Genomic DNA, 24,596 nt, shown 5'->3' on the forward strand with positions numbered 1-24,596 from the left:
TTTCCAACGAATTCTTCTAACAAACAGTTTTGTAACTTCACAATGACAAGCCCCACAACCCCGCCATGCCGAAGCAAGACGGTTTAGGCTAGATTCGCTTTCGCTCGCCGCTACTCACGAAGTCGCTGTTGCTTTCCTTTCCTGCGGTTACTGAGATGTTTCAGTTCACCGCGTGTGCCTCATATACCTATGTATTCAGTATATGATAATTCGGGAACCTCGGGATCAACGCTCGTTTGACAACTTCCCCAAGATTATCGCAGTCTTCCACGCCCTTCATCGCCATCTGATGCCAAGACATCCCCCATACGCCCTTAATAGCTTAGCCGTAATAATTTTTACCTCACACTCGACACATTGCCTTGCGGGAGCCAAAAACATTACAACCCGATCTCAATTCACAAGGTCTTGCATAACAACCTTGCACTTGAGTCGATTTGCCTAAGAACAAAATCTCGGAAAAACAATACCATTCCAAAGAATTGATATTGTAATTTGAGAACTCTATCGTTTATAGATGCCACTTATTACTTTTACCAAATTGTCAAAGAACATTGATTCTCAGGGTTACCCCCAGAGAAAAACAGCCAACCAAAATCAGCTGAATCAAAACCAGCACTGCTGAATTCGATTCAATCGACTTAAGTCAGCTGAGAGAGTCATCTTATCGCTGTCTCTCAGAAAGTCAACCGTCCGAGAAACAAATTTGAAAACTTTTTCCAAAACCTCTCAAACATCATCTTGCCACAAACCGTTTCGCGACAACCACTTGCACCTAACAACATTCATTAAGAACAAGTGAAGGAGTGAGATCTTAACCAGACAGAAACCACTCGTCAAGCCAGAGAGAACAAATTCCCTGGAAGTTTTTTTGCCACAAACTCTTTCGTGACAACCACTTGCCATTAACAACTGCTGTCAACAACAACTGGCGGAGCGGGATCTTAACCAGTCAGAAACCACCCGTCAACCCACTGGGAAAAGTTTCCCCAAAAGTTTTCCAGAAAGAACTGAGACCTGATTTACGACCTCTAAAAGGCACAGATCACTCAACTCTCTGAAAGACAATGGAGACGACCGGGATCGAACCGGCAACCTCCGCCTTGCAAGGGCGGCGCTCTCCCAATTGAGCTACGTCCCCAAACAGATGCCGACAACAACTATTGCCGACAAACTCCGATAGTGCAACCAAATAGCTGCAAATCAACCGGAGCACCTCTTAAAGAAGAAAAAAAATGGGCGTACGTGGATTCGAACCACGGACCTCAGCTTTATCAGAGCTGCGCTCTAACCAACTGAGCTATACGCCCCAATAAGAGGACGCGTATTCTGTCTTCTTATGTTGTTGCTGTAAAGTCTCTTTCGACACTAGTTTCACAAAAAATTACATTTTCTTCACGCTAAAAGACACCCCTGCTGCGAACAGGTTCGCAGTCCGCTTTTAAAGTACAGAAAGAGTATTCCAACAGTTCCCACAGTAACGCCGTAGTATCAGGCAGAGATTCAGGGGATGTGTTCTTTCTATGAATTCCCTGTACGACTATTTGTCCGAGAGATATTATCATGTTCCATCTTCTGCTCAAATCTGGTTTATCGCTGGCATTAATGTCCAGTTTGACCACCGTCGGTAGCGGAAGTTGTACTCCAGACAAGCAATCGCATTACCCGGCTTTTTCGGGTGATCCGCACTGTTGCCCGTCTCATGTCTCCCCTGGCCACCATCCGGTCTCACCAGCCTCGAGCGATGACTGTCATTGTAGAGTCATGCAGGTTCTTGCGACTTCCAAGAATCATTTTCCTGTACCTGATACAGGAATTTCTGAACTGCATGATTCCAGACCGCAAACTCCGTCTGGCCAGACGGGAGTCGAAGCCCCTCATTATTCTCAGGCAAAATCACGCCCATTATATCTGCTGCACTGCGTCTGGATCTGCTGATCACCCGAAACCGTGTACTCAAGTTTCATCTACTATCAGCAATACATTCACCGATCCATTCTTAAGGAGTCGTCAGATGTTATCGAAAATGATTACCGCCACAATGTTATCCGTTGGGCTGGGAGTAACTGCTTCAGCACACTCACAAACAGATATATCCAACTGTTGCGAACTGAATCTGGCCTGTTGCATACAGGGTCAAACCTGTTGTACCACGTCTACCAAAGCAGACTGCTGCCTGAAAGACCTGGCCTGTTGTGAACAGAAAGTGCAATGCTGTCTGGCAGAAAAAACCTGCTGCGAGAGACAACTCTCCTGCTGCGAAACCGGGGGAAACTGTTGTATCGAAAGTCCCACTGCTAACAGCCCCCCACAATAGAACCTCCTGAAAAAGATAGATCGTTTCTATCTTTAAAAATGGTCCCCTGCAGATAATCAGTCTGCGGGGGATTTTTTTTGAAATTCACTTTGAGATTCAAGCGGAGGCCGTTTAGGATCAATGCTGAAAACTGCTGATCCAAACCATGTACAGCGAGGTTTATCGTGCCCTGGCGCCCCTTTTATTGCTCCAGCTTCTCTCCATTGATCTTACTGTGCCTGCCTGCTCTCCTTACCGCTGAATCGCGTGTTCCCGAGGAACTGCGCCCCTGGCTGGCATCTCAGAAATGGGTGCGTGATACAGATGGCCCTGTCATTGAGCTTGGAAAAACAGGTACTTTTGACGACACACATCTGTTTGCACCCTGTGTCAGCTTTGAAGAGGGCCGCTATTCACTCTGGTACTGCGGCTCCCAGAATTCGGTCAAAAACCGCGTGTTTCAAATGGGACTGGCAACCAGCGGCGATGGCATCCGGTTCCAGAAAGCAGCTAATAATCCCGTATTTAACTTTGGAGACTTCCAACGTTCGATTCTGACTCCCACTCTATTGCGATCTCCGGAAGGACAGACATTACGGGAAACCGGGCAGCTGCGAATGTGGTTTTCCTCTGCGGATTTTCAGGACTCAACCGGCCTGCATGAACTTTATGAGACAGCCAGCCCCGACGGAATTCATTGGAAAAAACCTGGCGCTGCTGAGTTGAAACATGTCTATGCCCCGACCATCCTTAAAACCGGTCGCACTTACCAGATGTGGTTTACCGATGTTTCCTCCGAGCCTTGGAGTTTCAAACACGCTTCCAGCCTGGATGGAAAACGCTGGCGGGTTTCACCAGACCCGGTGTTGGAAGTCGATCAGAACTGGGAATCGGGGCGTCTGTTTTATCCGACGGTGTTGAAAATAGATGATGTCTACCTGATGTGGTATGGCAGCTACTGGTCTGCGCGAAAAAACACGACTGCTCTGGGGTTTGCCGTGAGCATTGATGGTCTGAAGTGGTACAAACATCCGGATAATCCGGTTTTGAAGCCTGACCCGCAACGCGCCTGGGAATCGCATTATGTCACCAGTCAGTCAGTCATGAAACTTCCCGGCAATCACTTTCGGATCTGGTACGCCAGTCGTAAACAGCCCCCTTTTGTGAATAAATATTTTGCGATCAATACAGCCGCGTGGAATGCGAAGCCTTTGAAAAAGACGGATCAACCAGTGCCGATTCCTGAAGATTTTGCGATCTGGAAGTCAAAAACCTGCCAGAAATTGCGAAACCAGCTGGGAATTCCACAGAATAAAGGGGCCTTGCACAGCGAGAAGCGGGGGGAATTTGAACTCGGGAATATCGTGATCGAAAAATGGATCTTTACCAGCGAGCCCGGTTCCCGGATTCCTGCCGTCATTTATCGCCCCAAAAAAATTAATCAACGGGCACCAGCGATTGTGCTCACCTATGGTCACGGCGGCAGTAAAAGCCAGTGGCAGTACAATTACGCGGCGCAAGCGTACGCTAAAGCAGGGCTCATCTGCCTGGCCATTGATCCAATCGGCGAGGAAGAACGCCACATTCATGGCAAACTGGGAACGCGGGCACATGATCCGAAAGCGATACACGAGCGCGCCTGGAATGCGGGTCGACCAATTATGGGTAAACTGGTGTTTGACACGATGCGAGGCATTGATTTCCTTGAGGAGCGAGACGATGTCGATCATTCGAAGATCGGCGTCGCAGGGAATTCATTGGGCGGGGCTGTTGCCAGCTGGATGGCGGCACTGGAACCTCGCCTGAAAATGGCAATCGTCTCAGGCTGGGCCTATGATAATGTAACTCTGCGAAGTAAATATTGCACGAAAATCCCCAATCAAATGCTGCGTGAATCCTGTACCTGGCCCGAATTCCTCTCACTGGCTGCTCCAAACTGTGCCCTTCTGGTCATGAATGGTGATGCTGACTGGATTATCGATTCTGACGATGATGGCACTGCCTGGCGGGGAACCAAGTCCGCAGTCCAGGCAGCGTCACAGATATACCAGGCGCAAAATGCGAGTGGAAAAGTCAAAACCTGGTTTGAACCGGGGGGGAGGACACCGGCCTTATATTATACATCCAGCCGCCCTGCTCTGGATTCATCAGCAGTTAGGAACCCCAGCTCTGACAGAGCAGGAAATCAGGGATCAGCCTACCATAAATTCCGGGATCTGGGGGGATGCCAACCAGATTCCATTTGAACGATTGTATGGAACAGACCTGCATCAACGGGGTGCCACACTGGTTGATTTCCAGATCCATCACACAAACCGGGAAAAACTGGCGTGTCTCAAACCTGAAGAAAAAGGCACCCCCGATTTCACTCTGGAAGGCTGGCTGAATCAGATTGAGAAAAATGATAACTGAATCTGGTGATTATTCTGTTACAGCCACTTTCTGCTTTGCCATTTCATGAAACTGTTTCCAGGTAATCACTTCAATCCCCAGATCCTTGATTTCTTTCATAACCTCCAGATCTGTGAAGACACGTCGGTCTCCATCGCGGCGTGAGGAACTGTGGGTAATATTCTGCAGTTCCTGATTATCAATGCCACAATGAATAATGATCTGAGTTACCCCCGGCTTGAGTGTCCGCAACTCGTCCAGGTATGCCTGTTTTCGCTTTCCATAGTCTGGTTCGCCATAAAACTGAACCAGTTCATCCAGCACGGGCAGACCATTTTTCTCAAGAACCTCTTTGAGTTCTTTCGCTTTTTCTGCAATCAGGCCATATTTCTTCGGATCAAGATTGGCAACAAACAGAACCGGGAGTTGGTACTCAATCCCCAGGTTCACATACATTTCCAGCAGATCAGGGCGGCTGATGACGGCCCCCATATGGGTATCGAGGTGACTTAAGGGAACTCCGAATTTTTTCGCACGCTCGATCTGGGCTCGCAGCTCTTTTTCTGCATCTTTCACATTCACATGCTGCATCACCTGACCGACGTTGTCCCAGAGATAATGCTCCTCGTCCAACAGGCTAGGCACTTGATCACGCGATGCAACCGGTCCCCAGCGATAATTTTTCCATTCGGAATTCAGAGTCAGATGAATCCCGAAATCCTGATCCGGATTCTGTTTTGCGTAATCTGCAAATTCCTTGAACCATGGACAGGGCACCATAATGCTCGCTGACGAGACAATTCCTTTCTGCATGCCTTCGATGGTTGCCTGATTCACCGAATGCGACATACCTGCATCATCGGCGTGGATGATGAGATATCGTTTCTCCCCTGTTTCTTTGTGTTCCGCCTGAACAGAAGCGACACTGGTCGCAGCAATTACACAGAACCATGTTAGCAGTAATTGATGTTTCATAAATCACCTGACGGAGTTACAAGAAATGAAATACTGGATTTGACGACGTGATTCGAAAGGGTTCGCTTGAATTCTGATATCAATCAGATCAAGCTATAAGTCGATTTGGATTGTTACCACTTCTCTATTCTACTTATCCTGCAAGGAACTACAAATGAATTGTACCTCTCTGAGACGACTTGCAGCCGTTTTACTGATGCTGATCACCGTGAACGCATTGAATGTAAATCTGGCGCAAGCAGAAATCAAACTTCCCGCGATTATTGGTGACCACATGGTCCTGCAACAGGGGCAGAAAAACCCGTTATGGGGTTGGGCTGAACCCGGTGAAAAGATCACCGTCACCGTCGATGGTCAGTCTCATTCCACTACGGCTGACAATAATGGAAAATGGAAAGTCACACTCGAACCTCTCAAAGTTGGTGGCCCCTATGAAATCACGATCAAGGGTAAAGACTCTGTTACACTCAAGGATGTCCTCTCAGGTGAAGTCTGGATCTGTTCTGGCCAATCCAACATGGCCTGGACCGTTGGATCATCCAATGATGCCGACCTGGAAATCATGACCGCAAATTACCCCAAAATCCGATTGATATCGGTACCTCAGGTCGGTACCCAGGAACCACAGGATAACTTCAATGGACAATGGGAAGCCTGCACTCCTGAAACAGTTAAGAATTTTTCTGGCGTCGGCTACTTCTTCGGACGTCAGTTATACCAGACGCTGAATGTGCCCATTGGCCTGATTGACAATGCCTGGGGTGGTTCTTCTGCGGAAGCCTGGGTGAATCGCAAGCGACTGGAAGATGAACCCGCTTTCAAAGAGATGCTGGAAAAATGGGAAAAGACAGAAGCGTCCTATAACCATGAACAGGCCGTCGCTGCTTATAACAAACGCCTGGATCAGTGGAAAGAATCAGTCAAAAAAGCTAAAGCAGCTGGAAAAGCAGCACCTCGGCGTCCACGGGCTCCAAGAAACCCGCTGACAGGTAATCATCGTCCGGCCAATATTTACAATGGTGTGCTATATCCTACTATCGGTTATGGCATCAAAGGAGCGATCTGGTATCAGGGTGAGTCCAATGCCAGCCGTGCCTATCAGTATCGAAAACTGTTCCCATTCATGATCCAGAACTGGCGTAATGAATGGAAACAAGGCGATTTCCCCTTCTACTGGGTTCAATTGGCTGATTTCCGGAGCGAAAAACCGGATCCCGCTGACAGCGACTGGGCGGAACTGCGTGAAGCACAGACGATGACAATGGATGCGCTCCCCAATACAGGAGAAGCCGTCATCCTGAATCTGGGGGAAGCTTCTGACATTCATCCCAAAAACAAACAGGATGTCGCCATGCGACTGGCCCGCTGGGCACTGGCGAAAGACTATGGCGTGAAAGTCGTACACCAGAGCCCCCGTTACAAGTCAATGGAAGTCAAAGGCAACAAAGCGATTCTGACCTTTGATCATGTTGGCGGAGGTCTGGATACCTTCGACGTGACAACTCCCATCGGCTTCACCATTGCCGGCCAAGACAAGAAGTTTGTCAAAGCGAATGCGAAAATTGTTGGCGGCAATAAAATCGAGGTCTGGAGTGATGCCGTCGCGAATCCAGCGGCCGTTCGCTACGCCTGGGCAGATAACCCCGTCTGTAACGTGCAGAATAAAGAGGGCCTGCCTGTGACACCGTTCCGTACGGACGACTGGCCTGGAGTGACGATCAATAATCATTAAGCAATCTACTGATGATTCAATCACAAAACGCCTCAGGGAACAGGTTTCTCTGAGGCGTTTTTTCATCAACTCTCGACGATCTCCCGTTTTACTGTCGCATCTCTATTCGCCTGTAAGACTGAACACCACACACCTGCTGCTGCACATTTTCGCACTCCCGCTGCATAAAATGAACTTGACCGCAGCGCGCCACCGGCGATAAGCGTTGTTTTGGGTCGCGCGCGTATCCAGTTTACAGTGCACCGGAACACGCGACACTTGTTCGTACTCTTCACGATAAATGAGCCTGTTTTTTCCAGATATTCACTTGTCAAAACAACACCCGTTCCCAATGTATGCCTGCGGGTCGACGCACTTCGCAGGTTTTCGTCCCGACATCGTCTCAGCACCGCCAGACATCGTTCCCATATCAACACAGTTCGCCACATTTTACTGTTCATCCCCCTTGACCTCCCCAGGCCCTTCCACAAAATAATCCAACATGCAATCAAACCCGCTTCCCAAACCCCAAGCATCACCCCTCCCCTTTCGTGTCATTTCGTGTTTTTCGTGGTAGCAATACCAAACGACCGGGCGCCCCGGTCGGCTCGCCCGACCGTGCTGATGCGATCATCCCCTGATCCGTTTCACATCGCATTATAAAAGAAGTGCCCCCACTCCCCGCAGATGAATAACCCGAACCACTATATACAGATCAGGGGGTAGCCCCGAATGTAATTCGGGGTTGTCGCAGACAACAGGAAACTGTCAGAGCAGACCTTCAAATAAGAATTGACTACCCCCGATATAACACAAAAGAAAGGGTAACCCCGGATGTAATCCGGGGTGAGCGCAGCGAACAGGAGGTCCTGGCGAATCCGCTCCCTCCACAATCGAACTTCCTCTACCCGCCGTGTGGCATCGGTTGGTCTGCCCGACAGTGCCTGTGCTCAGGGCCTCCTTCCCGGGTTCACCAGGCATTATAAAAGAAGTGCCCCCACTCCCCGCAGATGAATATCCCGAACCACCGTCAACAGGTCAGGGTTTAATTCAGAAATCTCATACAGGCCGGTTCACAACCATTTTTTCTTTTTAAAATAGGTCACCAGTACCACAGGTAATGTGATAAAAACCACCCAGAGGATCGGGTACGACCATTTCCAGCGAAGTTCGGGCATGTATTCAAAATTCATACCATAGATTCCCGCGATAAATGTGAGCGGAATGAAGATCGAGGCAAATACCGTCAGGATTTTCATCACCTCATTCATTTTGTTACTCACACTCGAAACATAGATATCCAGCAAGCCGGCCAGCATATCACGATAAGAGTCCACCGATTCAGAAATCCTCAGGACATGGTCAAAAACATCGCGAAAATAAATATGCGTTTTCTCGCCAATCAGTTTGTGGTCAGAACGAAGGATCGCCGAGAGCAGTTCCCGCTGTGGTGAAGTCGAACGACGTATATTGATTAGTTCCCGCTTCAGATGCTGAATGGAAACCAGGGTATTTGAGGTGGGATCCGATAATAATTCTGCTTCAATTACATCAATTCGCTCATCCATGGAGTCCAGCAGCACAAAATTCTGATCAACGATGCTGTCTAAAATCGCATAGGTCAGATAATCCGACCCCAGTGATCGAATGCGACCTGTACTGGTGCGGATCCGCTGAATCAGGGGAAGAAACAACTCGTCCTTCCACTCTTTGAACGTAAAAACGAAATCATTGAACACCAGAATACTGATCTGCTCGTAATCGACATTAAACTCGTCTGCCTCGACTCCCTCCTCTCCCAGGGAGAGACCTTTCAGAACGATATAGAGATAATCATCGTACTCTTCGAATTTAGGCCGCTGGTGCGTATTGAGAATATCTTCCAGCACTAACGGATGAATGTCGAAATATTTGCCGATCAATTCGGTAATTTCGACATTTTTCAGTCCCTCCAGGCAGACCCAGGTAATCGAATCCTTCTCGCGAAACTTGAGCAGGTCTTCCACTGTTTCCACACTGGGTTCTTCGACATCAATCGAACCATAGTCGATCACAGAAATCCGGGTATCTTCTTCATTAAAGTCACCCACATGGATCAGAGAACCAGGCGGCATGCCGACTTTTTTTGATGTATTCCGATAGGCATCAATCATAGATATTTGCTCGCAGGAAAAGCTGTCATGATTCATTCGCACACCTGAAGCTGGTGAGGCGAGAACACAGTCACTCTACCTGGGAGATATCACACAGGCAGTCCGAGCCAGATTTTAGGAAATCCAGGCTCGGGCTGCGAGATCAGACTGATTCGGGACTGGTCAAATCTCGAAGGAGTTGCCATCTTCCTTGTAGACCACCCGATAGAGTTCCGTGCGGCGGTCATTCCAGTTCTGCACACTGCCCGATTCACGATGCCGCCTTAACAGTTCGAAGTCGAGGTCATGAATAATCACGGTTTCGACATTGGGATTACACTCCGCGGCCACGCCATCACTGGCGAATTCCATATCAGAGGGTGTGAAAATTCCTGACTGGGCATAGTGGATGTCGGCATTTTCGACAAAGGGCAGATTGCCTGTGCAGCCTGAAATTGCTACGTACAGATGATTTTCAACACATCGGGCCTGGGCACAATGCCTGACCCGCAGATAGCCGTGCCGCGTATCGGTATTGAATGGCACGAAGACAATCTGTGCCCCTTTTTGGGACGCGATTCTGGTCAATTCGGGAAATTCGATGTCATAACAGATCTGAATGGCAATGGTACCGCAGTCTGTTTCAAAGACTTCAACCCGGTTGCCGGAACTGACGCCCCACCACTTGCGTTCACTGGGAGTGATATGAATTTTGTCCTGTTTCCCAATTGTTCCATCACGACCAAACAGATAAGACGAGTTAAACAGCGTGCCATGCTCGACAACAAACTGCGAACCCCCAATTACGTTGACATTATATTTGACCGCCATTTCCGTAAAGAAATCAAGATACTGTGGTGTAAATTCTGCCAGCCGGCGTGCCGCCTGCCCCGGGCGCGTCGCTTCCACACAGGAAAGCAGTTGCGTGGTAAACAATTCCGGAAACAGGATGAAGTCGCATTTATAATCGGATGCCGTATCCAGAAAGAACTCGCACTGCTGGGCGAACTCATCGAAGCCTTTAATCGAACGCATCTGGTACTGCACGACACAAATCCGGATCGGTTCGACCGGGTGATGAAAGCGACGCTTGGCACCACGCTTATAGTCCAGATTCGTCCATTCCAGATAGGTCGCATATCCGCAGGATTCGGTATCGGAAGGCAGATAATTGGGAATCAGCCCCTGGACCGAAAATCCATTGGCCAGTTGCGCCGTCAACACCTGATCATAGATCGCCTTTTCTACAACACAGTCAATGTATTCACGGGCCGTCAATTTGTCGGCGTGTAGATGATATCCTGGAATCCGGCCAGCAATAATCATCTGGGTCAGATTTTTCTGACGGCAAAGTTCTTTGCGGGCATCATACATCCGCCGGGAAAGTTTCATCCCGCGAAAATCGGGGTGGACCATGATTTCGATCCCGTACAGCGTATCCCCCTTGGGATTATGATTGCGGATATACCCGTCATCCGCGACCGCTTTCCAGTTGTGCCACTCCATACTGGGATCAAACGTCAGAATCAGACTGGATGAAGACGCTGCCAGACGCCCATCAATTTCTACACAGAGTTGCCCCTCGGGAAAATGCTTGAGTTGGCTTTCAATATGCTCCCGCCCCCAGGTCTGCATGCCGGGAAAACAGAGTTGCTCCATTTCCACCAAGGCATCGAAGTCGTCCATTGTCAAAGGTCGGACTTCGATCTTCCATTCGAAATCCTTCAGATCAAGCGGTTCCATTGATTTTCCTTAAGAGAAGCAGCTACAGGGACAGTGCACGAGATTATTATCGTCAGCACTCTTGATTTTGAATAGCCCCCGAAAATCCTTTTCTCTGCGGTTGCCAGGAATACCCTTGCCCGTAATTCCTTTTCAGGTCTCCCTGACAGTTTCTGTTCGGGAATCGCTCGCCATGTCCTCAAATAGAGATTTCGTATCTCTGGCAGTTAATACAAAAATCGCCCAGGCTCCCAGAACCGTCCCCACAGGAAAGATAATGCAGGTCACTGCGGCACCGACGAGACAGGTCCGATAACTGATTCGCTTTAAGAGACAGACCCCTGTTAAAAAACAGACCAGTGTAAAGGTAATCGAGACAATGAACATCCCTATTACCATGCTGTTCACCATGGAATCAAATTGATCACTGCTTTCAGATTTGGTTCCCTCGAGTGACGTCAGATTTGCCGTTGCTTCCGCATTCGCTTTGAACTGATCGCCAACATTCCTCAAAATCACAAGGTTGAATATTGAGATCAGACCCAGAACCAAAAACAGTGTACCGATCAGATTCAACTGACGGGCTCTCTTCTCTGTCATGAGTGGCTTTCCTCAGTGAGCTGGGTTTGAGTACTCAAATCGATATTTTTGAAATTCAAGACAAAAAATCTGCATCCCTCAGTTGATTCGATGCTTCAAAGAGAGGCTGGGCCTGTTTATCAAACAGGATCATCAGTGTCCAGACTCCCAAAACGGTCCCGATCGGGAACCAGATGCAGACCGCCGCTGATCCAATAATACAGATACTCCGCTGGGTTTTCCGGTAAAGGTTGATCCCAGTGAGAAATGACATTCCCCCAAACAACAGGCAGAAGAGCCCCAATAAACCATACATTAGATAAATGGTGGGCTGCATGTTCTGGAACATCTGCCGGGGATCGGGACGATTCTGGTGTTTTGGAAAATCAATCTGCTCAAATGTCTCCATCACTGACTGCAGCATTATGTAATGGAGCGGCAGTAATAACAGCATCATTACAGAGAAGCCGGCCAGTGCCATAAATAACACTCCGGCTACTTTGAGCTGTTTTTCGAATTTGTCTGTCTGTTCCGACATCCATTTCTACCTGAATTTTACTGGAACATGATGCGGGGCTTTGTTCCCCAGATTAGAAAATCATCGTTAATATGGATAATCCAATTCTGACGGCGGCCCAGTTTACCTGCGCTCCCGCCTCTTGCTGAATCGAACTGGTATCCTCTTTTTCGGGCCATGGTACAATAACTGGCCGCTCTGAAAGGTTCCGATAGCCGCTCAGATCGGGTTCCTCCCACTCCAGCGGATTGAACTCCACTTTCGAGAAGTGACAAATTGTACTCTGATTTCCTGAGGGGTGAATATACTGCACCGCACGCAATCTCCAGGGGTTTTTCTCCAGGTAAAGCTTGAATTCACGAAAATTGGCTGCGTGCCTGCGATTTTTTGGCTTGCCGGCAATCCAGATATGAGTCTCATTTTCCCGCATGACCTGCAGATAAGAATCAGAAATAAACTCATCAAATTTCGCCTGATCAGGCACGCCAGGCAGAATGAGTGTAATTGTATCCATATACGTGAAGTATCGTAAGCTATCAAACCATTTCAGCTCTGATTCAGGCGGAAGTGGTTTGATAACTCTAAACTCTTCGTACTTTTTTTCTTTGTGATCAATGCATCTGACACAAGATTTCTGCCAGCGCCATTCTTCACTGTAGCCCTCTTTATATTCATAAGGTTTCCCATCAGATGTTTTTTTCAGGTAGTCAGGATCAGGGGTTTTCAGCGCGGGACTGAATCGGAAGAAACTATGCTGAGGTCCCAGATAGCCAAAGGTACCCACTGAATGCTTTTGGATTCGAAATACGTCATCGTAGTCGATTCTGAAAATCTCGCCTCGTACTCCTGTGAAGCTCAGGCATTCTTCACTCCATTCGCGCAGAACCTCCCGGGCCCGCTGATCGATTTGCTGGCGGGAATCAGATTTTAATTCCGCTTTGACAGGAGTCACAGTCAGTCCGAGTACGATCAACGTCAGAAAAACACGGGCATCCATTCGAGTGTTCCTTTTAGTATGAGATAAAACTGCTCAGGCCGGGAGAGTTTCGGGGCAACACAAATCCTGGCGGCTGTGCCATTCGTGGGGAATGCCCCGCATCAGCAGGGCGCAGTCGAATTCGACAGTCCCCGGCGGAAAACGCGTGGGATCATCAAAGAAGCTGGATGTGATGGAATCCACCTGCAGCGGTTCTGCTTTCCAGTCCCGGCAACTTAATTCCAACCCGTCAAAATGCCCGGCCCTGTTGCTGGCCGAATACCCCAGTGCCCCCTGTTCGAAAAAGTCAGACGCTTCCTGAACCGAGGCAAAGATCGACGAAGCTGGCAAATCATCGGCTACCGAACCTGTCACCTGCATCCGGGCCTGACCATCTCTGGCCTGCATTTCGACCGAGAAACAGTCGTCCGTCTCTTCAACTGTAAAGCGGGCATGGTGATGAGTTCCCGGAAAAATGCGTCCTCCCGCCAGCGCATTCAGACAGGAATCGGTATCCCGCCGATTGACATAGACCCCCTGGTGCGTCTGACCGTCCGCTTCCCATTCGACGGCGAACCGGTGGGCGGCGTTTTCAGAACGAATTCCCCAGGAAAAGGGAGCACACCGGGGGCGGACATTCGTCAGTCTAATAAGACAAACGCCACCAATGGCATATCCATGAATCAGTTGGGGACGAAACGGGGCCGGCAGAACGCGGGCCATGGCTTCCGGATCAACACGAAAATTGGCCAGGATGCGACGGTCAATCATGCCTTCTATCACGGGAATTTTCATCGATGGCTCCAGGAGAAAAGAGAGTGAACTCCTCTGCACAATACAACAATAATCGATCTCCCACGTTTCGTCAAAGAGATTCTGCAGACAGAAGAAACGATGATTGGGAGAACTTAATTCGCGCAAGTCGGGAAATTTTTCTAAATTTATTGTTTTCTTAAATATATATCAGATATGGAAATGCATGTTTTCACCTTCCTATTTAACAATCTAAAGAAACTATTTCTCTATTTTTGTTCGTTGCTATTTGAACTCTGGGGTGTTAAATGATGCGTTAACTTGAAAAGAGCAGTATCAACAGCGTTTCAACGCCCCATAATCTCTGATACCCGACTCGCAATCCTTTGCTGTTGATTCTTTTTCAAGTCACAAGTTTTGCGCTCTTATCACGAGATTAAATACCCGGCAATTCCCTGTAGAGCCCCGTTGGGGCGTGTCCTGATCCAAGTGTGCCTGTCTCAATATTGCTGCGTATGAGTCTGCTTTCTGATCTCTGAAAGCGCGATAAGAATTCAAGATTGTGGTGTTTTCCTTTTCTTTTTTTCTTTTATGCTTTTCGGAGACGAAGATGAGACAGCTGCATGGAAAACGGGGTTTTACCCTGATTGAACTGCTGGTAGTGATTGCGATCATTGCCATTTTAATTGCCCTGTTGTTGCCAGCCGTGCAACAGGCGCGGGAAGCGGCACGCCGGAGCTCCTGCAAAAACAACTTAAAGCAGATCGGCCTGGCATTACACAACTACCACGAAACACACCGAACTTTTCCTCAAATGCAGGTGGAAAGTGTCCGTACGATCGCCGGTGATATCCCCACAGAAAGTTATCTGGGCTGGAGTGTCATGCTGCTGCCATTCATGGATCAGACCAACATTTATAACCAGATCAATATGAATGGCCCCTGGCGTACGCCAGCAGGAGTGATTCTGCAGCCAACAGTCATCAACCTGGTCATTCCGGCATTCAACTGCCCTTCCGATCCAATGGAAGGTGTAAACACCAATATCAGCTCATGGGGTAAATCAAACTATCCTGCATTGTACTCTCCTTCCCGCATGCTGACCGCTGCAACCACTCAGGGTTACACCAGTGCGTGGAACAATCACGCGGCCACCAGAATACGAGATATTACTGATGGCGTCAGCAATGTCATTGTCGTCGGCGAACGTACCACAGAAGACCGTGGTTCAGGAGCAATCTGGATTGGTTCTTCACCCATCAACAGTGCTACAGCGGGAAACTACGGCGACTGGCCTTACCATACCGCATTGGTGCGGAACTGGCAGGGTTCTTCAACCGCCCCCATTCCTTCCACGATTTACCTGATCAACGGCATTAATCAGACCGACGGCCTGCGATACGCGTGGACCTTGAGCAGTTCCCACACCGGAGGCTGCCACTTCCTGCTGGGGGATGGGCGAGTTCAATTCATCAGCGAAAATATTAATGGTGAAACACTGATCTATCTGACTGCGATCAATGACAAAAATGTGATCGGTGAGTTCTAGAACGCATCACACTTAGCCATAGCGTCTCTCAATCTATGATACTCGATCCAAATGGTCCTGGAGACGCTACAGTAAAACTGGACACAGTCTAAACCATCGTGTAACGATCAAATAGACCCCGGTTTCATCAACAGGATGAAACCGGGTTTTCTTAGAATTTTCTATCACTGGAAGAGCAAGCTCATGTCTACAGGAATTATTTTGAATCCTGCAAATTCAAAACGGGGTTACTTTCTTAAATTTTCAGCAGGGGTCTTACTGGTCTGCTGCCTGGGATGCTCGGGAGGTGTCGATGAAGTGAAACTTGCTCCCGTCTCAGGCACCGTCACCATGGACGGCAAGCCTCTGGCGGACATTGTTGTGATTTTTTCCCCTGAAAAAGGAAATCCCTCGTCCGGACGTACAGACGCATCCGGCAACTATTCACTTTCTTATAAGGAACATGCCAAAGGTGCTCTGTTAGGAAGTCACAGAGTGACCATTATTAAGGCTGAAGCCGTCATCCCCAAAAACGATGATGACTCGGGCATTGCGGAAACACTGCCTATCGAAACGTTTCGCGGTGAAAATGATGGCGTCGCTGCGATCAAGTTACCCCAAGGAACTTTCAAAAAAGATCCGATTCCTGAACGCTATAACACGAAATCAGAACTGAAAAAAGAAGTCGTGGATGGCAAAAACAAGTTCGATTTTGATTTAACGTCGAAGTAAGACTTAACTGTATCGTTTTTATGACAGTGGACTTTAGACTGTGTCCAGTTTTACTGTAGCGTCTCCAGGGCCATTTGGACCGAGTATAATAGATTGTGAGACGCTATGGTTAAATGTGATGCGCTCTAGCTGAATCGTTTCAGCCATTGTCCCCCCTGATAGTCTGACTGCAGAGATCCGCATAGATCTCTGCAGAAGGGACTCTGACAAAACCGAGAGGTTTCCAGAACCAGTACTTCACTCAGCCGCTGTTGGCTTCTCGGGGACAGGATGTGAACCTGATTCCCGGTGCTGCGTTTGATCAAGCTTGAGTTGTGCCGCTTCATCGCAGGGTTCTACAACAACCAGGTTCGTCGAAAGCTCGTCCACGACCTGACCTTCCAATCCGTCTTCTTCTCGTCGAAACCGCCGAATTTGTGAAGGTTTGGTTCCTTCGGGCAGCATTCCCAGATTACAGATAGGCTCACCCGGACTAATCGCTGGCAGAGTGGTCATCCCAATCACGACGGAGTCAAAAGGCGCATAAAGCATGCTGCGTTCTCTGCCGAGCAGAGTGGTGTTGGTGGCCAGTGGCTGATCTTTTTCGATAATGTCGCCCGGCTTGACATGAAATTTGAGGAAGCCCCCCCGCTCTGCCCGCACCCACGTCGATTTATCGACGATGACCTGATAATCGGGAGATTCCGGCTCACCATCCAGCATTTGCAGATCACGGAGGACATTTCTGACCCCGCGCGCTGCGGACTCGACGATCCCCGGTTCGACTTTCCAGACTTCCCCGCCTTCCATGATGATGGTCGGACAACCGCTGTTGCAGGCTTCGCGGCGGAATGCTCCCGCAGGTCCTTTGCCATTCATGATGACTTCTGAACCGAAGGCTTTTGCCAGTCGACAAACGTCTGGACTGGTTAGATCTCCGCGGACGTTAGGATAATTTGTTCGACGCACTGATGCAGTATGCAGATCAATGCCATAGTCACTGCGGGAAACGATTTCGTCAAAAATGATCCGGGCCATACGACTGGCAAGACTGCCGTTAGCCGACCCCGGAAAAGAACGGTTCAAGTCACGTCGGTCGGGCAAATAACGGGAGTGACGATCAAAGGCCAGTATATTGAGAACCGGGACCAGAATGACCGAGCCTCTCAATAGTTTGAAGTCCACATCCTGGATCAGTTCACGAATTGCGCCCGTGCCATTAATCTCATCGCCATGCAATGCAGCGGTTACAAAAACCACTGGTCCATCTGCCTCAGCGCGACGGATATGAATGGGAATTTTCACGTTCATACTGCTGTAGCTTTCGCTGACAGCCAGCTTGACGTCACGCGACTGTCCAGCCGGTATAGTGTCCCCATTCCATTGATCGATTGGCTTACGTTGTCGCGGTTTTGTCATGTGTGGCGTCAATTCCTTCCTGACCGCGCTGACTCGGCGGTCTCCTTGACAGCGTCCGTCAGCACTTCTTCGGCCACGGGCAACTCGGGCAGATCCTGAACTTTCGGTCGACGTTTTCGGCGTGTTTTTGAGGGAACCAGATCGCGCATCAGTTCCAGTTTTCCAAAACAGAGTAAACGGTCATGTGACTCCAGTTTCCGATCTGAACGGGGGTTGGGAATCACTGTAGTTCCACGATAGAGGGTTAATACGTTAATGTCTTTGTCCCGCAGACCAGATTCATTAATGGCTTTCCCCACATATTCCGATCCTTCCGGAATATGAATCTCAGTCACGCCATATCCTCGACTGACGGTCAGGCGCTGTCGGAGATCGATCTCCGGAAAATCAACCTGAGCAGAAATGTAATCAACAATGGCGCCGGCGATGTCGAGCTGAGTACATTTCTCAATTCCCTCAAGTCCTGGAGAGGAATTGACTTCCATAATCTGTGGGCCGTCTTTACCTTCAAGCATATCCACTCCCGCCACTCGCAATCCCATAATCTGAGCTGCACGCACCGCCGTTTTACAGTAGGTTTCATCAAGAATGACTGGCTCTGTCAGGCCACCACGATGCACATTGCTGCGGAACTCCTGCCCCTGTGCCACACGTCGCATCGCTGCTACTACGCGGTCTCCGACGACAAAGGCCCGGATATCACGCCCCTTGCTTTCTGCGACGAATTTCTGAATCAATACGTTCTGCTTCTGGTTCTGCAGCAGTTCGATGATGGCTTCTGCCGACTTCACCGATTCGGCCAGAAGCACGCCAATCCCCTGTGTCCCCTCCAGAAGTTTGATGACCACAGGTGCGCCACCAACACGTTCAATGGCAGGCAACACGTCTTTTTTATCGCGGACAAATGTCGTTTGCGGGATTCCGATCTGATGGCGACTCAGAATCTGCAGACTGCGAAGTTTATCCCGAGAGTTGGTAATGCCTGAAGAGGAATTCGCACAAAAAATATCCATCTGCTCGAACTGCCGGACCACAGCTGTTCCGAAATAGGTAATGGAAGCGCCCACACGTGGCAGAACTGCATCATAATCAGAAATGGATTTTTGTCGGAAATAGAGATCCGGTTCCGCCTGTTTGAGATCGATGGCAAATTTAAGTGTATTTAAAACTTTGACTTGAAAGCCACGTTGTTCTGCCGCTTCGCGCAGACGCCGCGAACTGTAACATCGGGGGCTGCACGAAAGAATTGCAAGTTTCATGAAAGATCCTTTTATCGTCAAAACGGTTGTGGTTTGAACCAGCTAAGCCCGTTTCGACTTTTTTTTGGTTTGTTGTGGCTTCCCACCGTAGTAAGATTTTCCGGCGTCGACGAAAAAGCGTCGCCGAAATGCTTCACGACCCAGCAGCATTCGGAAGCCCATTTCATCTCGATTGGCGAGCGTCAATTCGACCGGCCAGCTGACTCCCAGCAGTTTAATATTCGTCATGATCACGGGCCGTAGATTGGCCTTCCCACTGGAACTGCGCACCGACCGGAACTCAATAATCCGCGCTTCGGCTTCAATGACCTCGCGCGTTTTCCGTTGCACGGGATGGACCTTAAATCGAATCCATTTTTCGTTCTCTCGCTCGAACTGATGCAAATCATAAGCATGCAGGGACGACGACCGGGCCCCGGTGTCTACTTTAGCTTTAATGCTCTTAATCCCCAGATCCGGCAAACTGATCCATTCTCGCCAGCCAATGACAGGCAGACCAGTATTCCGTCTTTTTTCCTTCTGCAGTGTTCTCGTCACGTTTGCTGCACGGCCTCCTCTGCACCTTTTCTCAGTTTCGAGATACTTAGTCTACATCAAAATACCTAGATATGCCAGTTCTGTCACATGTAATCACTCAATCTCTGACTGATTATAGAACCAATTCCAGAACGCATCACATTGAACCATCGCCTCTCAGAATCTATGATACTCGGTCCAAATGGCCCTCGAGACGCTACAGGAAAACGGGACACAGCCTAAAATTATCTGCAGTCGAATGCTTCCTGTTTCAGGCAAATTGACAGGACTTACCCGTTGTATCAGCTATCGTATCTATGACACGAATCTCTCACGGAAAATCTACAAAAAAAACAGGCGATGCCTGAATCGGGCATCGCCTGCATTAAAAGCCTTACAGTGAGAGCTGGTGGTACGACTATGGTTTAGGAGTTAATCCAAAATCCATGGGAACAGAGGGATCCAGCTTGGGAGCGTACTCATACGGAGCAGCGTACTGATATTTCAAAGGTGCTTTGGGATTGATGAGGTATTCATCATCGTTTCCAAAATTAGACGCGGAAGGATATTGAGGTGTAAAGGTGCGAGGCGGATTTCCCTGAGCAGGAGCATTGATCCGTTCTGACCAACCGAGAGTGACATCAACCGTGCTGACAGCACCCTGTTCTCCTACCTGGATGACAGACAGCTTGACGTCCTGACCTGGTTGAGCTTTGGCCAGCAAGGAATTTAACTGACGAACGGAAGCCAGACGATGACTGCCGAAAGACAGGATGATATCGTACTTCATTAAGCCAGCCTTATCTGCTGGAGACCCGGGAGCCACGTGCATAATGACAACACCATAGCCGGGATTCCCGTCCAGATTGGTACCGACACCGGTCCACCAGTCTGGTGCGCCGTTTGTCATATGGGCGGCGAGAGGGCCGGAGGCATCAGTGCAAACTACGCCCAGAGTGGCTTTGTAGTATTTCGCGTAATGCTGGTTCAAGCGGGCCTTGTGAGCATCACTCATCATTGCAGCATACTTCTGACGAGCGGTCGATGCAGCTTGTTTACTGGCAGGTGCTTCTTGAGCCTGTGATTCATAATTCACGACCAAAAAGAGTGTGAGAAGACAAAGCAAGCCCTTGCTCGTTATAGACTTCTGCAATTTCATCTTAGTAACCCTTTATTTCAAAACATGTACAAGACACATAATATTTCTGGTTGCGGAGCTTCTCAATTTAAGGCAACTCAACAATCGCCGTACTCAACGCATTCATCCTATCCTAGCTCACGCATATACCTTGTCAAATACGGAAATCGAATTCTGATGATTATTTGCAACATCATCAGAACCCCCGGCGCCCCGATAATTGGTTCAATCATAATCTGAGACTCTTTCTGGAACCTGTGTTAAAGAGCGGTTAAGCTGAGGAAGCAGGCAGCAGATAACACAGACATGCCAGTGCTGTGAAACGAGGACTGCCCTGTTCCCATCACAGACACACCTTAATGGAGAGAGAACATGATGATGCCTGACCCGGTACTTCCTGTGTTTCGTATCTGGCAGATCTGCCCCCTGCTCTTTTTAGTGATACTTTTCAGCGGGCCTGAACAATGCTGGTGTGCCGAACAGAAGCCCAATATTCTGCTGATCGTTGCCGACGATCTGGGCTATAGTGACCTGGGATGTTTCGGAGGCGAGATCAAGACGCCCCAGCTGGATTCCCTCGCCAGGCAGGGTGTTCGACTGACTCAGTTTTATAATACAGGCCGCTGCTGTCCGTCCCGGGGCACGATTATGACTGGTCAATATCCACATCGGATCGGGCTGGGACACATGACGCGTAATCTGAACCAGCGCGGGTACCAGGGGCATCTCTCTGATGAAGCCATCACAGTTGCCCAGATCCTGAAACAGGGAGGCTACCGCACGTTCCTCTCCGGTAAATGGCATCTGGGAACGGAAGATCCGACGAAGTCTGGTTTTGAAGAATTCTATGGGACACTGGTCAGTGCCAAAACATTCTGGGACGTCGATCATTTCAGCAGGCTCCCCGCATCCCGGTCCACTCACACCTATCCTAAAGGGGAATTCTATGGCACGGATGCACTCGGCGATTACGCGATCGATTTTCTGCGAAAGGGAAGACAAAACCCGGAACAGCCCTGGTTTTTATATCTGGCCTTCAATGCGCCGCACTTTCCCCTGCATGCCCCCCAGGAAGAAATTCTCAAATATGCAGATCGCTACCAGGTGGGCTGGGATAAAATCCGGGAAGAACGATTGACACGTATGAAGAAAATGGGAATCGTGCCGCCGGAGACGAAACTTTCTCCCCGTTCACGTTACTGGGACTGGGGTGAAGCAGAGGCCCGCGTCAATCCTGCCTGGAATTCGCTGCCAACAGACCGCCGAGGTGATCTGGCGCGACGCATGGCGATTTTTGCCGCGATGGTGGATCGCATGGATCAGAATATCGGACGTGTAATCACCAGCCTCAAACAGAATAATGAGCTGGAGAATACGCTGATTATTTTCACTTCCGATAACGGTGCCTGCGCCGAATGGGATCCCTTTGGATTTGATATCCGCTCCAGTCGTAACAACACCTTATACTGGGGAGATCAACTCGATAAAATGGGCGGACCGGATACGCATCACAGCGTCGGTTCCGGCTGGGCAAATGCTTCAAATACTCCCTGGAGACTTTACAAACATTACAACCACGAAGGGGGTATCGCTTCCCCCGGCATCGTGCACTGGCCGGCACAGATCAAGCAACAGGGAGCCATTGTTTCAACACCCGCGCATATTATCGATATTGTCCCCACACTGCTGACGGCGGCTCAAGTTGCTTACCCCACTCAGTGGAACGGCGTGAAAACGATTCCCCTGCCAGGGCAAAGTCTATTCATCCCCATCAATAACTCTTCTCAGACCGAACGCACGCTCTACTTTGAACACCAGGGTAACCGGGCCATCCGGGAAGGTCGCTGGAAGCTCTCCGCTCTGCGCGGCGGACCGTGGGAACTGTATGATATCTCAGTCGATCGTACAGAACTGAATAATCTGACCGAAAAGCATCCGGAGGTCGTAAAGCAACTTGACCAGAAGTGGCAGACCTGGGCCAAAGCGAATTTTGTACTCCCTTTCCCGACAGATTACCGCATCGATTATCTGGCACCGTTGAAGAAATAAGGTTGCAGGTAGAAACAAAAACAGAGTTGGTAAAAAAACAACCAACTCTGTTAAAGGGTATCTATCAGGTTCATCAATAGCGCTGTGATTACTCACTGGCGGAAGTGCTGGATGACTTATCTTTGTCCTTCTGAGTGATGCGTACCATGAGCCATTGCTGAGTCTCATCTTTACCGATATGCACCAGCAGAGGCGCTTCGTCTTTGGTCAGGTTATAGATGCCAGTATCATAGACGGTATTTTTGTCATCGCCAACCGTCCAGGCAGCCCGTTGTGTTTTCTTATCCACGGACCCCTGTATTTGCTGAGTTTTGTTCGTTTTCGTATCAGTGTAATTACCACGGATGATGCCTTTCGCATCGACGGCCAGTTCTACAGTGGAATCAGACCTGGTCTGCCCACTGGGTGAGAGCGCAAATACGCCAAGCGGCATCCAGTCCTTCTGATTGCTGACATCCGCAGAAGCACCTTGAGACGCCAGTTGACTGGCCTGCTGAGTGTATTCTTCTGCAGATCCAACATCCTGGTTGTTAACGTACACACTGTTATCCTGATAGACCACGTTGTTGCCATAGTCATAATAGAGGGGCTGCGAATTGGCTAATGTCAGCCAGGCCATCATGGAGTTCCAGGTGCAGGCACTCCAGGCATAACCAGCCGGCCAGCCGGGAACGTACCAGACTCCCGGATGCGCTGCATACCAGCCGGGATAATACATGCCGTATCCAGCAAACCCACCGCGAATCACCGCACCATGGTAATAGCGGGTTGAAGGGGGAACGTGCACAAAGCCCGCAGCGTAACCGCCATTCGGACCACGAACCACACCGCCAGCTGTTCCTCCTCCATTGGGTCCGCGAACAACACCACCGGCAGCTTTTCCGCCATTGGGACCGACCACACGACCACCGGCCGCACTGCCACCATCCCTGCCGACGACACGCCCTCCCGCAGCGGTTCCACCGTTGGGACCAACGGCTCTACCACCAGCAGCAGATCCACCATTGGGACCCACAACCCGTCCCCCGGTAGCACTACCGCCGTTCTTTCCATCGATTGATCCGCCAGCAGCGTGACCGCCATCTGGACCGATGGCACCGCCGCCGGTAATGGTATTTCCACGCCGGCCTGTATAAGTGCCGCCAGCTGCGACGCCACCGTTCGGACCATGATAAACATTACCGGAACCGGTACCGGAACTGATGGAACGGTTGATGGTATCACGTCCGGTAAAATCCTGAACTTGAGGATGAGAATTGGTCACCGCATTGTGCCCGGCATCGGAGGGCAGACCCAGGAAGTTATTCAACCCCTGTTGAGTGGGTCGCTTGTTGAAGTTCATATCCCCGACATTGAGTGAACCCGAATTCCGAAAACCACGGTCTCCATTAGCCCCCCCCTGGTTCAGATTTCCCCGGTCAAAAGTATTTCCCCGAGGTTGCTCAAACGAGCGCGCCTGATTTGAGAACTTGGAGTCGAATCCGCTTTGATCATTAAAGCGGCTGGTCGTATCAAATCGACTGCCATAATTGGAAAAGCGACTGCCATCAAAGCCACCGCTTCCATTAAAACCATTCCCACCCAAATCACGACCGCCTCCATAGCCGCCTCCGCCACCAAGCCCACTTGCGCCACGGAAATCACCGCCGCCGTTGAAACCGCCGCCGCCAGCACCGCCGAAACTTCTTCCTCCACCACCAAAGCCTCCTCCGCCACCACCAAAACTCCTACCGCCGCCACCTCCGCCGCCAAAGCTCCTACCTCCGCCGCCGCCAAACCCGCCACGCGCCCAGGTTTCAGAAAGTTCGGGATTGAACAGGCAGACTGCCGTAACCGCGATCAGTGTGATGAATAATCTCATATCTAATATTCCCAATTTCAGAATTTTGTCAGTGTCGATTTTGAAGCGCGTGCATCGCTGAGA

General features: G+C 49.7%; 18 protein-coding genes, 2 tRNA genes and 1 rRNA gene (1 of these 21 cut by a window edge). 6 read left to right on the top strand and 15 right to left on the bottom strand.

Annotated elements, in window-relative coordinates; all coding sequences use genetic code 11:
• The 3 genes from Pan161_RS08505 to Pan161_RS08515 all read right to left on the bottom strand — a co-directional run.
• A 23S ribosomal RNA gene (locus Pan161_RS08505) occupies positions 1-328 on the bottom strand; it reaches 2,562 nt to the left of the window's first position.
• Positions 329-1,068: 740 nt separating this feature from the next.
• Positions 1,069-1,141, bottom strand: a tRNA-Ala gene (locus Pan161_RS08510).
• 95 nt (positions 1,142-1,236) lie between these two features.
• Positions 1,237-1,310 (bottom strand) — tRNA-Ile (locus tag Pan161_RS08515).
• A gap of 1,171 nt (positions 1,311-2,481) precedes the next feature.
• Here Pan161_RS08515 and Pan161_RS08525 point away from each other — a divergent pair.
• Complete coding sequence (locus Pan161_RS08525) at positions 2,482-4,542, top strand: acetylxylan esterase (protein ID WP_145225856.1); 2,061 nt, start codon at positions 2,482-2,484, stop codon at positions 4,540-4,542.
• Between the two features lie 4 nt (positions 4,543-4,546).
• A complete protein-coding gene (locus Pan161_RS30485) occupies positions 4,547-4,708 on the top strand; it encodes a hypothetical protein (RefSeq protein ID WP_197995774.1) in 162 nt (53 codons plus the stop codon).
• 9 nt (positions 4,709-4,717) lie between these two features.
• Here the strand turns inward: Pan161_RS30485 and Pan161_RS08530 are convergent, their stop codons facing one another.
• Entirely contained in the window at positions 4,718-5,662 is a 945-nt protein-coding gene (locus Pan161_RS08530) for a polysaccharide deacetylase family protein (protein ID WP_145225858.1), read from the bottom strand.
• A 154-nt stretch (positions 5,663-5,816) separates the two neighbouring features.
• Here Pan161_RS08530 and Pan161_RS08535 point away from each other — a divergent pair, with 154 nt between their 5' ends.
• On the top strand, positions 5,817-7,394 hold the full coding sequence (locus Pan161_RS08535) for a sialate O-acetylesterase (protein ID WP_145225860.1): 1,578 nt from the start codon (positions 5,817-5,819) through the stop codon (positions 7,392-7,394).
• Positions 7,395-8,446: 1,052 nt separating this feature from the next.
• Here the strand turns inward: Pan161_RS08535 and corA are convergent.
• The 6 genes from corA to Pan161_RS08565 all read right to left on the bottom strand — a co-directional run bounded on the left by corA (position 8,447) and on the right by Pan161_RS08565 (position 14,094).
• Positions 8,447-9,526 carry a magnesium/cobalt transporter CorA gene (gene corA, locus Pan161_RS08540; RefSeq protein ID WP_145232554.1) on the bottom strand — a complete coding sequence of 360 codons (1,080 nt, stop codon included), beginning with the start codon at positions 9,524-9,526 and terminating at the stop codon, positions 8,447-8,449.
• Positions 9,527-9,688: 162 nt separating this feature from the next.
• Positions 9,689-11,248 carry a carbon-nitrogen hydrolase family protein gene (locus Pan161_RS08545; RefSeq protein ID WP_145225862.1) on the bottom strand — a complete coding sequence of 520 codons (1,560 nt, stop codon included), beginning with the start codon at positions 11,246-11,248 and terminating at the stop codon, positions 9,689-9,691.
• 132 nt (positions 11,249-11,380) lie between these two features.
• The gene (locus tag Pan161_RS08550; protein WP_145225864.1) at positions 11,381-11,827 is read right to left on the bottom strand and encodes a hypothetical protein; all 447 of its coding nucleotides are present in this window, start codon (positions 11,825-11,827) and stop codon (positions 11,381-11,383) included.
• Positions 11,828-11,882: 55 nt separating this feature from the next.
• Positions 11,883-12,344: a hypothetical protein gene (locus Pan161_RS08555; RefSeq protein WP_145225866.1), complete on the bottom strand. Its 462-nt coding sequence runs from the start codon at positions 12,342-12,344 to the stop codon at positions 11,883-11,885.
• 52 nt (positions 12,345-12,396) lie between these two features.
• Positions 12,397-13,320: a LolA-like protein gene (locus Pan161_RS08560; protein WP_145225868.1), complete on the bottom strand. Its 924-nt coding sequence runs from the start codon at positions 13,318-13,320 to the stop codon at positions 12,397-12,399.
• 33 nt (positions 13,321-13,353) lie between these two features.
• Positions 13,354-14,094, bottom strand: coding sequence for a DUF2071 domain-containing protein (locus Pan161_RS08565; RefSeq protein ID WP_145225870.1), 741 nt, complete (start codon positions 14,092-14,094; stop codon positions 13,354-13,356).
• A 568-nt stretch (positions 14,095-14,662) separates the two neighbouring features.
• Here Pan161_RS08565 and Pan161_RS08570 point away from each other — a divergent pair.
• Positions 14,663-15,601: a DUF1559 domain-containing protein gene (locus tag Pan161_RS08570; RefSeq protein WP_145225871.1), complete on the top strand. Its 939-nt coding sequence runs from the start codon at positions 14,663-14,665 to the stop codon at positions 15,599-15,601.
• A gap of 183 nt (positions 15,602-15,784) precedes the next feature.
• On the top strand, positions 15,785-16,312 hold the full coding sequence (locus Pan161_RS08575; RefSeq protein WP_145225873.1) for a transthyretin-like family protein: 528 nt from the start codon (positions 15,785-15,787) through the stop codon (positions 16,310-16,312).
• A gap of 237 nt (positions 16,313-16,549) precedes the next feature.
• Here the strand turns inward: Pan161_RS08575 and Pan161_RS08580 are convergent, their stop codons facing one another.
• The 4 genes from Pan161_RS08580 to Pan161_RS08595 form a co-directional block, all read right to left on the bottom strand.
• Positions 16,550-17,710, bottom strand: a complete 1,161-nt coding sequence (locus Pan161_RS08580) for a succinylglutamate desuccinylase/aspartoacylase family protein (protein ID WP_232103668.1) — start codon at positions 17,708-17,710, stop codon at positions 16,550-16,552.
• Positions 17,711-17,718: 8 nt separating this feature from the next.
• A complete protein-coding gene (locus tag Pan161_RS08585; protein ID WP_145225875.1) occupies positions 17,719-18,969 on the bottom strand; it encodes a RimK family alpha-L-glutamate ligase in 1,251 nt (416 codons plus the stop codon).
• Between the two features lie 42 nt (positions 18,970-19,011).
• Positions 19,012-19,506 (bottom strand): ATP-dependent zinc protease family protein, encoded by a 495-nt coding sequence (locus Pan161_RS08590; protein WP_197995775.1) that lies wholly within the window; start codon positions 19,504-19,506, stop codon positions 19,012-19,014.
• A 397-nt stretch (positions 19,507-19,903) separates the two neighbouring features.
• The gene (locus Pan161_RS08595; RefSeq protein WP_197995776.1) at positions 19,904-20,503 is read right to left on the bottom strand and encodes a PDZ domain-containing protein; all 600 of its coding nucleotides are present in this window, start codon (positions 20,501-20,503) and stop codon (positions 19,904-19,906) included.
• Between the two features lie 492 nt (positions 20,504-20,995).
• Here Pan161_RS08595 and Pan161_RS08600 point away from each other — a divergent pair, with 492 nt between their 5' ends.
• Positions 20,996-22,672, top strand: a complete 1,677-nt coding sequence (locus Pan161_RS08600) for an arylsulfatase (RefSeq protein ID WP_197995777.1) — start codon at positions 20,996-20,998, stop codon at positions 22,670-22,672.
• An 88-nt stretch (positions 22,673-22,760) separates the two neighbouring features.
• On the opposite strand, the gene Pan161_RS08605 is transcribed toward Pan161_RS08600, so the two are convergent.
• On the bottom strand, positions 22,761-24,533 hold the full coding sequence (locus Pan161_RS08605; RefSeq protein ID WP_197995778.1) for a hypothetical protein: 1,773 nt from the start codon (positions 24,531-24,533) through the stop codon (positions 22,761-22,763).
• Positions 24,534-24,596 lie beyond the last annotated feature (63 nt).

Origin of the sequence: Gimesia algae, from assembly GCF_007746795.1 — a bacterium.
Classification (GTDB): domain Bacteria; phylum Planctomycetota; class Planctomycetia; order Planctomycetales; family Planctomycetaceae; genus Gimesia; species Gimesia algae.

What these genes read in the sequence shown, in the direction of transcription:
- Pan161_RS08530 (WP_145225858.1), bottom strand. Translation starts at nt 5,662, where the DNA reads ATGAAACATCAATTACTGCTAACATGGTTCTGTGTAATTGCTGCGACC.
- Pan161_RS08535 (WP_145225860.1), top strand. Translation starts at nt 5,817, where the DNA reads ATGAATTGTACCTCTCTGAGACGACTTGCAGCCGTTTTACTGATGCTG.
- corA (WP_145232554.1), bottom strand. Translation starts at nt 9,526, where the DNA reads ATGATTGATGCCTATCGGAATACATCAAAAAAAGTCGGCATGCCGCCT.
- Pan161_RS08545 (WP_145225862.1), bottom strand. Translation starts at nt 11,248, where the DNA reads ATGGAACCGCTTGATCTGAAGGATTTCGAATGGAAGATCGAAGTCCGA.
- Pan161_RS08550 (WP_145225864.1), bottom strand. Translation starts at nt 11,827, where the DNA reads ATGACAGAGAAGAGAGCCCGTCAGTTGAATCTGATCGGTACACTGTTT.
- Pan161_RS08555 (WP_145225866.1), bottom strand. Translation starts at nt 12,344, where the DNA reads ATGTCGGAACAGACAGACAAATTCGAAAAACAGCTCAAAGTAGCCGGA.
- Pan161_RS08560 (WP_145225868.1), bottom strand. Translation starts at nt 13,320, where the DNA reads ATGGATGCCCGTGTTTTTCTGACGTTGATCGTACTCGGACTGACTGTG.
- Pan161_RS08565 (WP_145225870.1), bottom strand. Translation starts at nt 14,094, where the DNA reads ATGAAAATTCCCGTGATAGAAGGCATGATTGACCGTCGCATCCTGGCC.
- Pan161_RS08570 (WP_145225871.1), top strand. Translation starts at nt 14,663, where the DNA reads ATGAGACAGCTGCATGGAAAACGGGGTTTTACCCTGATTGAACTGCTG.
- Pan161_RS08575 (WP_145225873.1), top strand. Translation starts at nt 15,785, where the DNA reads ATGTCTACAGGAATTATTTTGAATCCTGCAAATTCAAAACGGGGTTAC.
- Pan161_RS08580 (WP_232103668.1), bottom strand. Translation starts at nt 17,710, where the DNA reads ATGACAAAACCGCGACAACGTAAGCCAATCGATCAATGGAATGGGGAC.
- Pan161_RS08585 (WP_145225875.1), bottom strand. Translation starts at nt 18,969, where the DNA reads ATGAAACTTGCAATTCTTTCGTGCAGCCCCCGATGTTACAGTTCGCGG.
- Pan161_RS08595 (WP_197995776.1), bottom strand. Translation starts at nt 20,503, where the DNA reads ATGATGAGTGATGCTCACAAGGCCCGCTTGAACCAGCATTACGCGAAA.
- Pan161_RS08600 (WP_197995777.1), top strand. Translation starts at nt 20,996, where the DNA reads ATGATGATGCCTGACCCGGTACTTCCTGTGTTTCGTATCTGGCAGATC.
- Pan161_RS08605 (WP_197995778.1), bottom strand. Translation starts at nt 24,533, where the DNA reads ATGAGATTATTCATCACACTGATCGCGGTTACGGCAGTCTGCCTGTTC.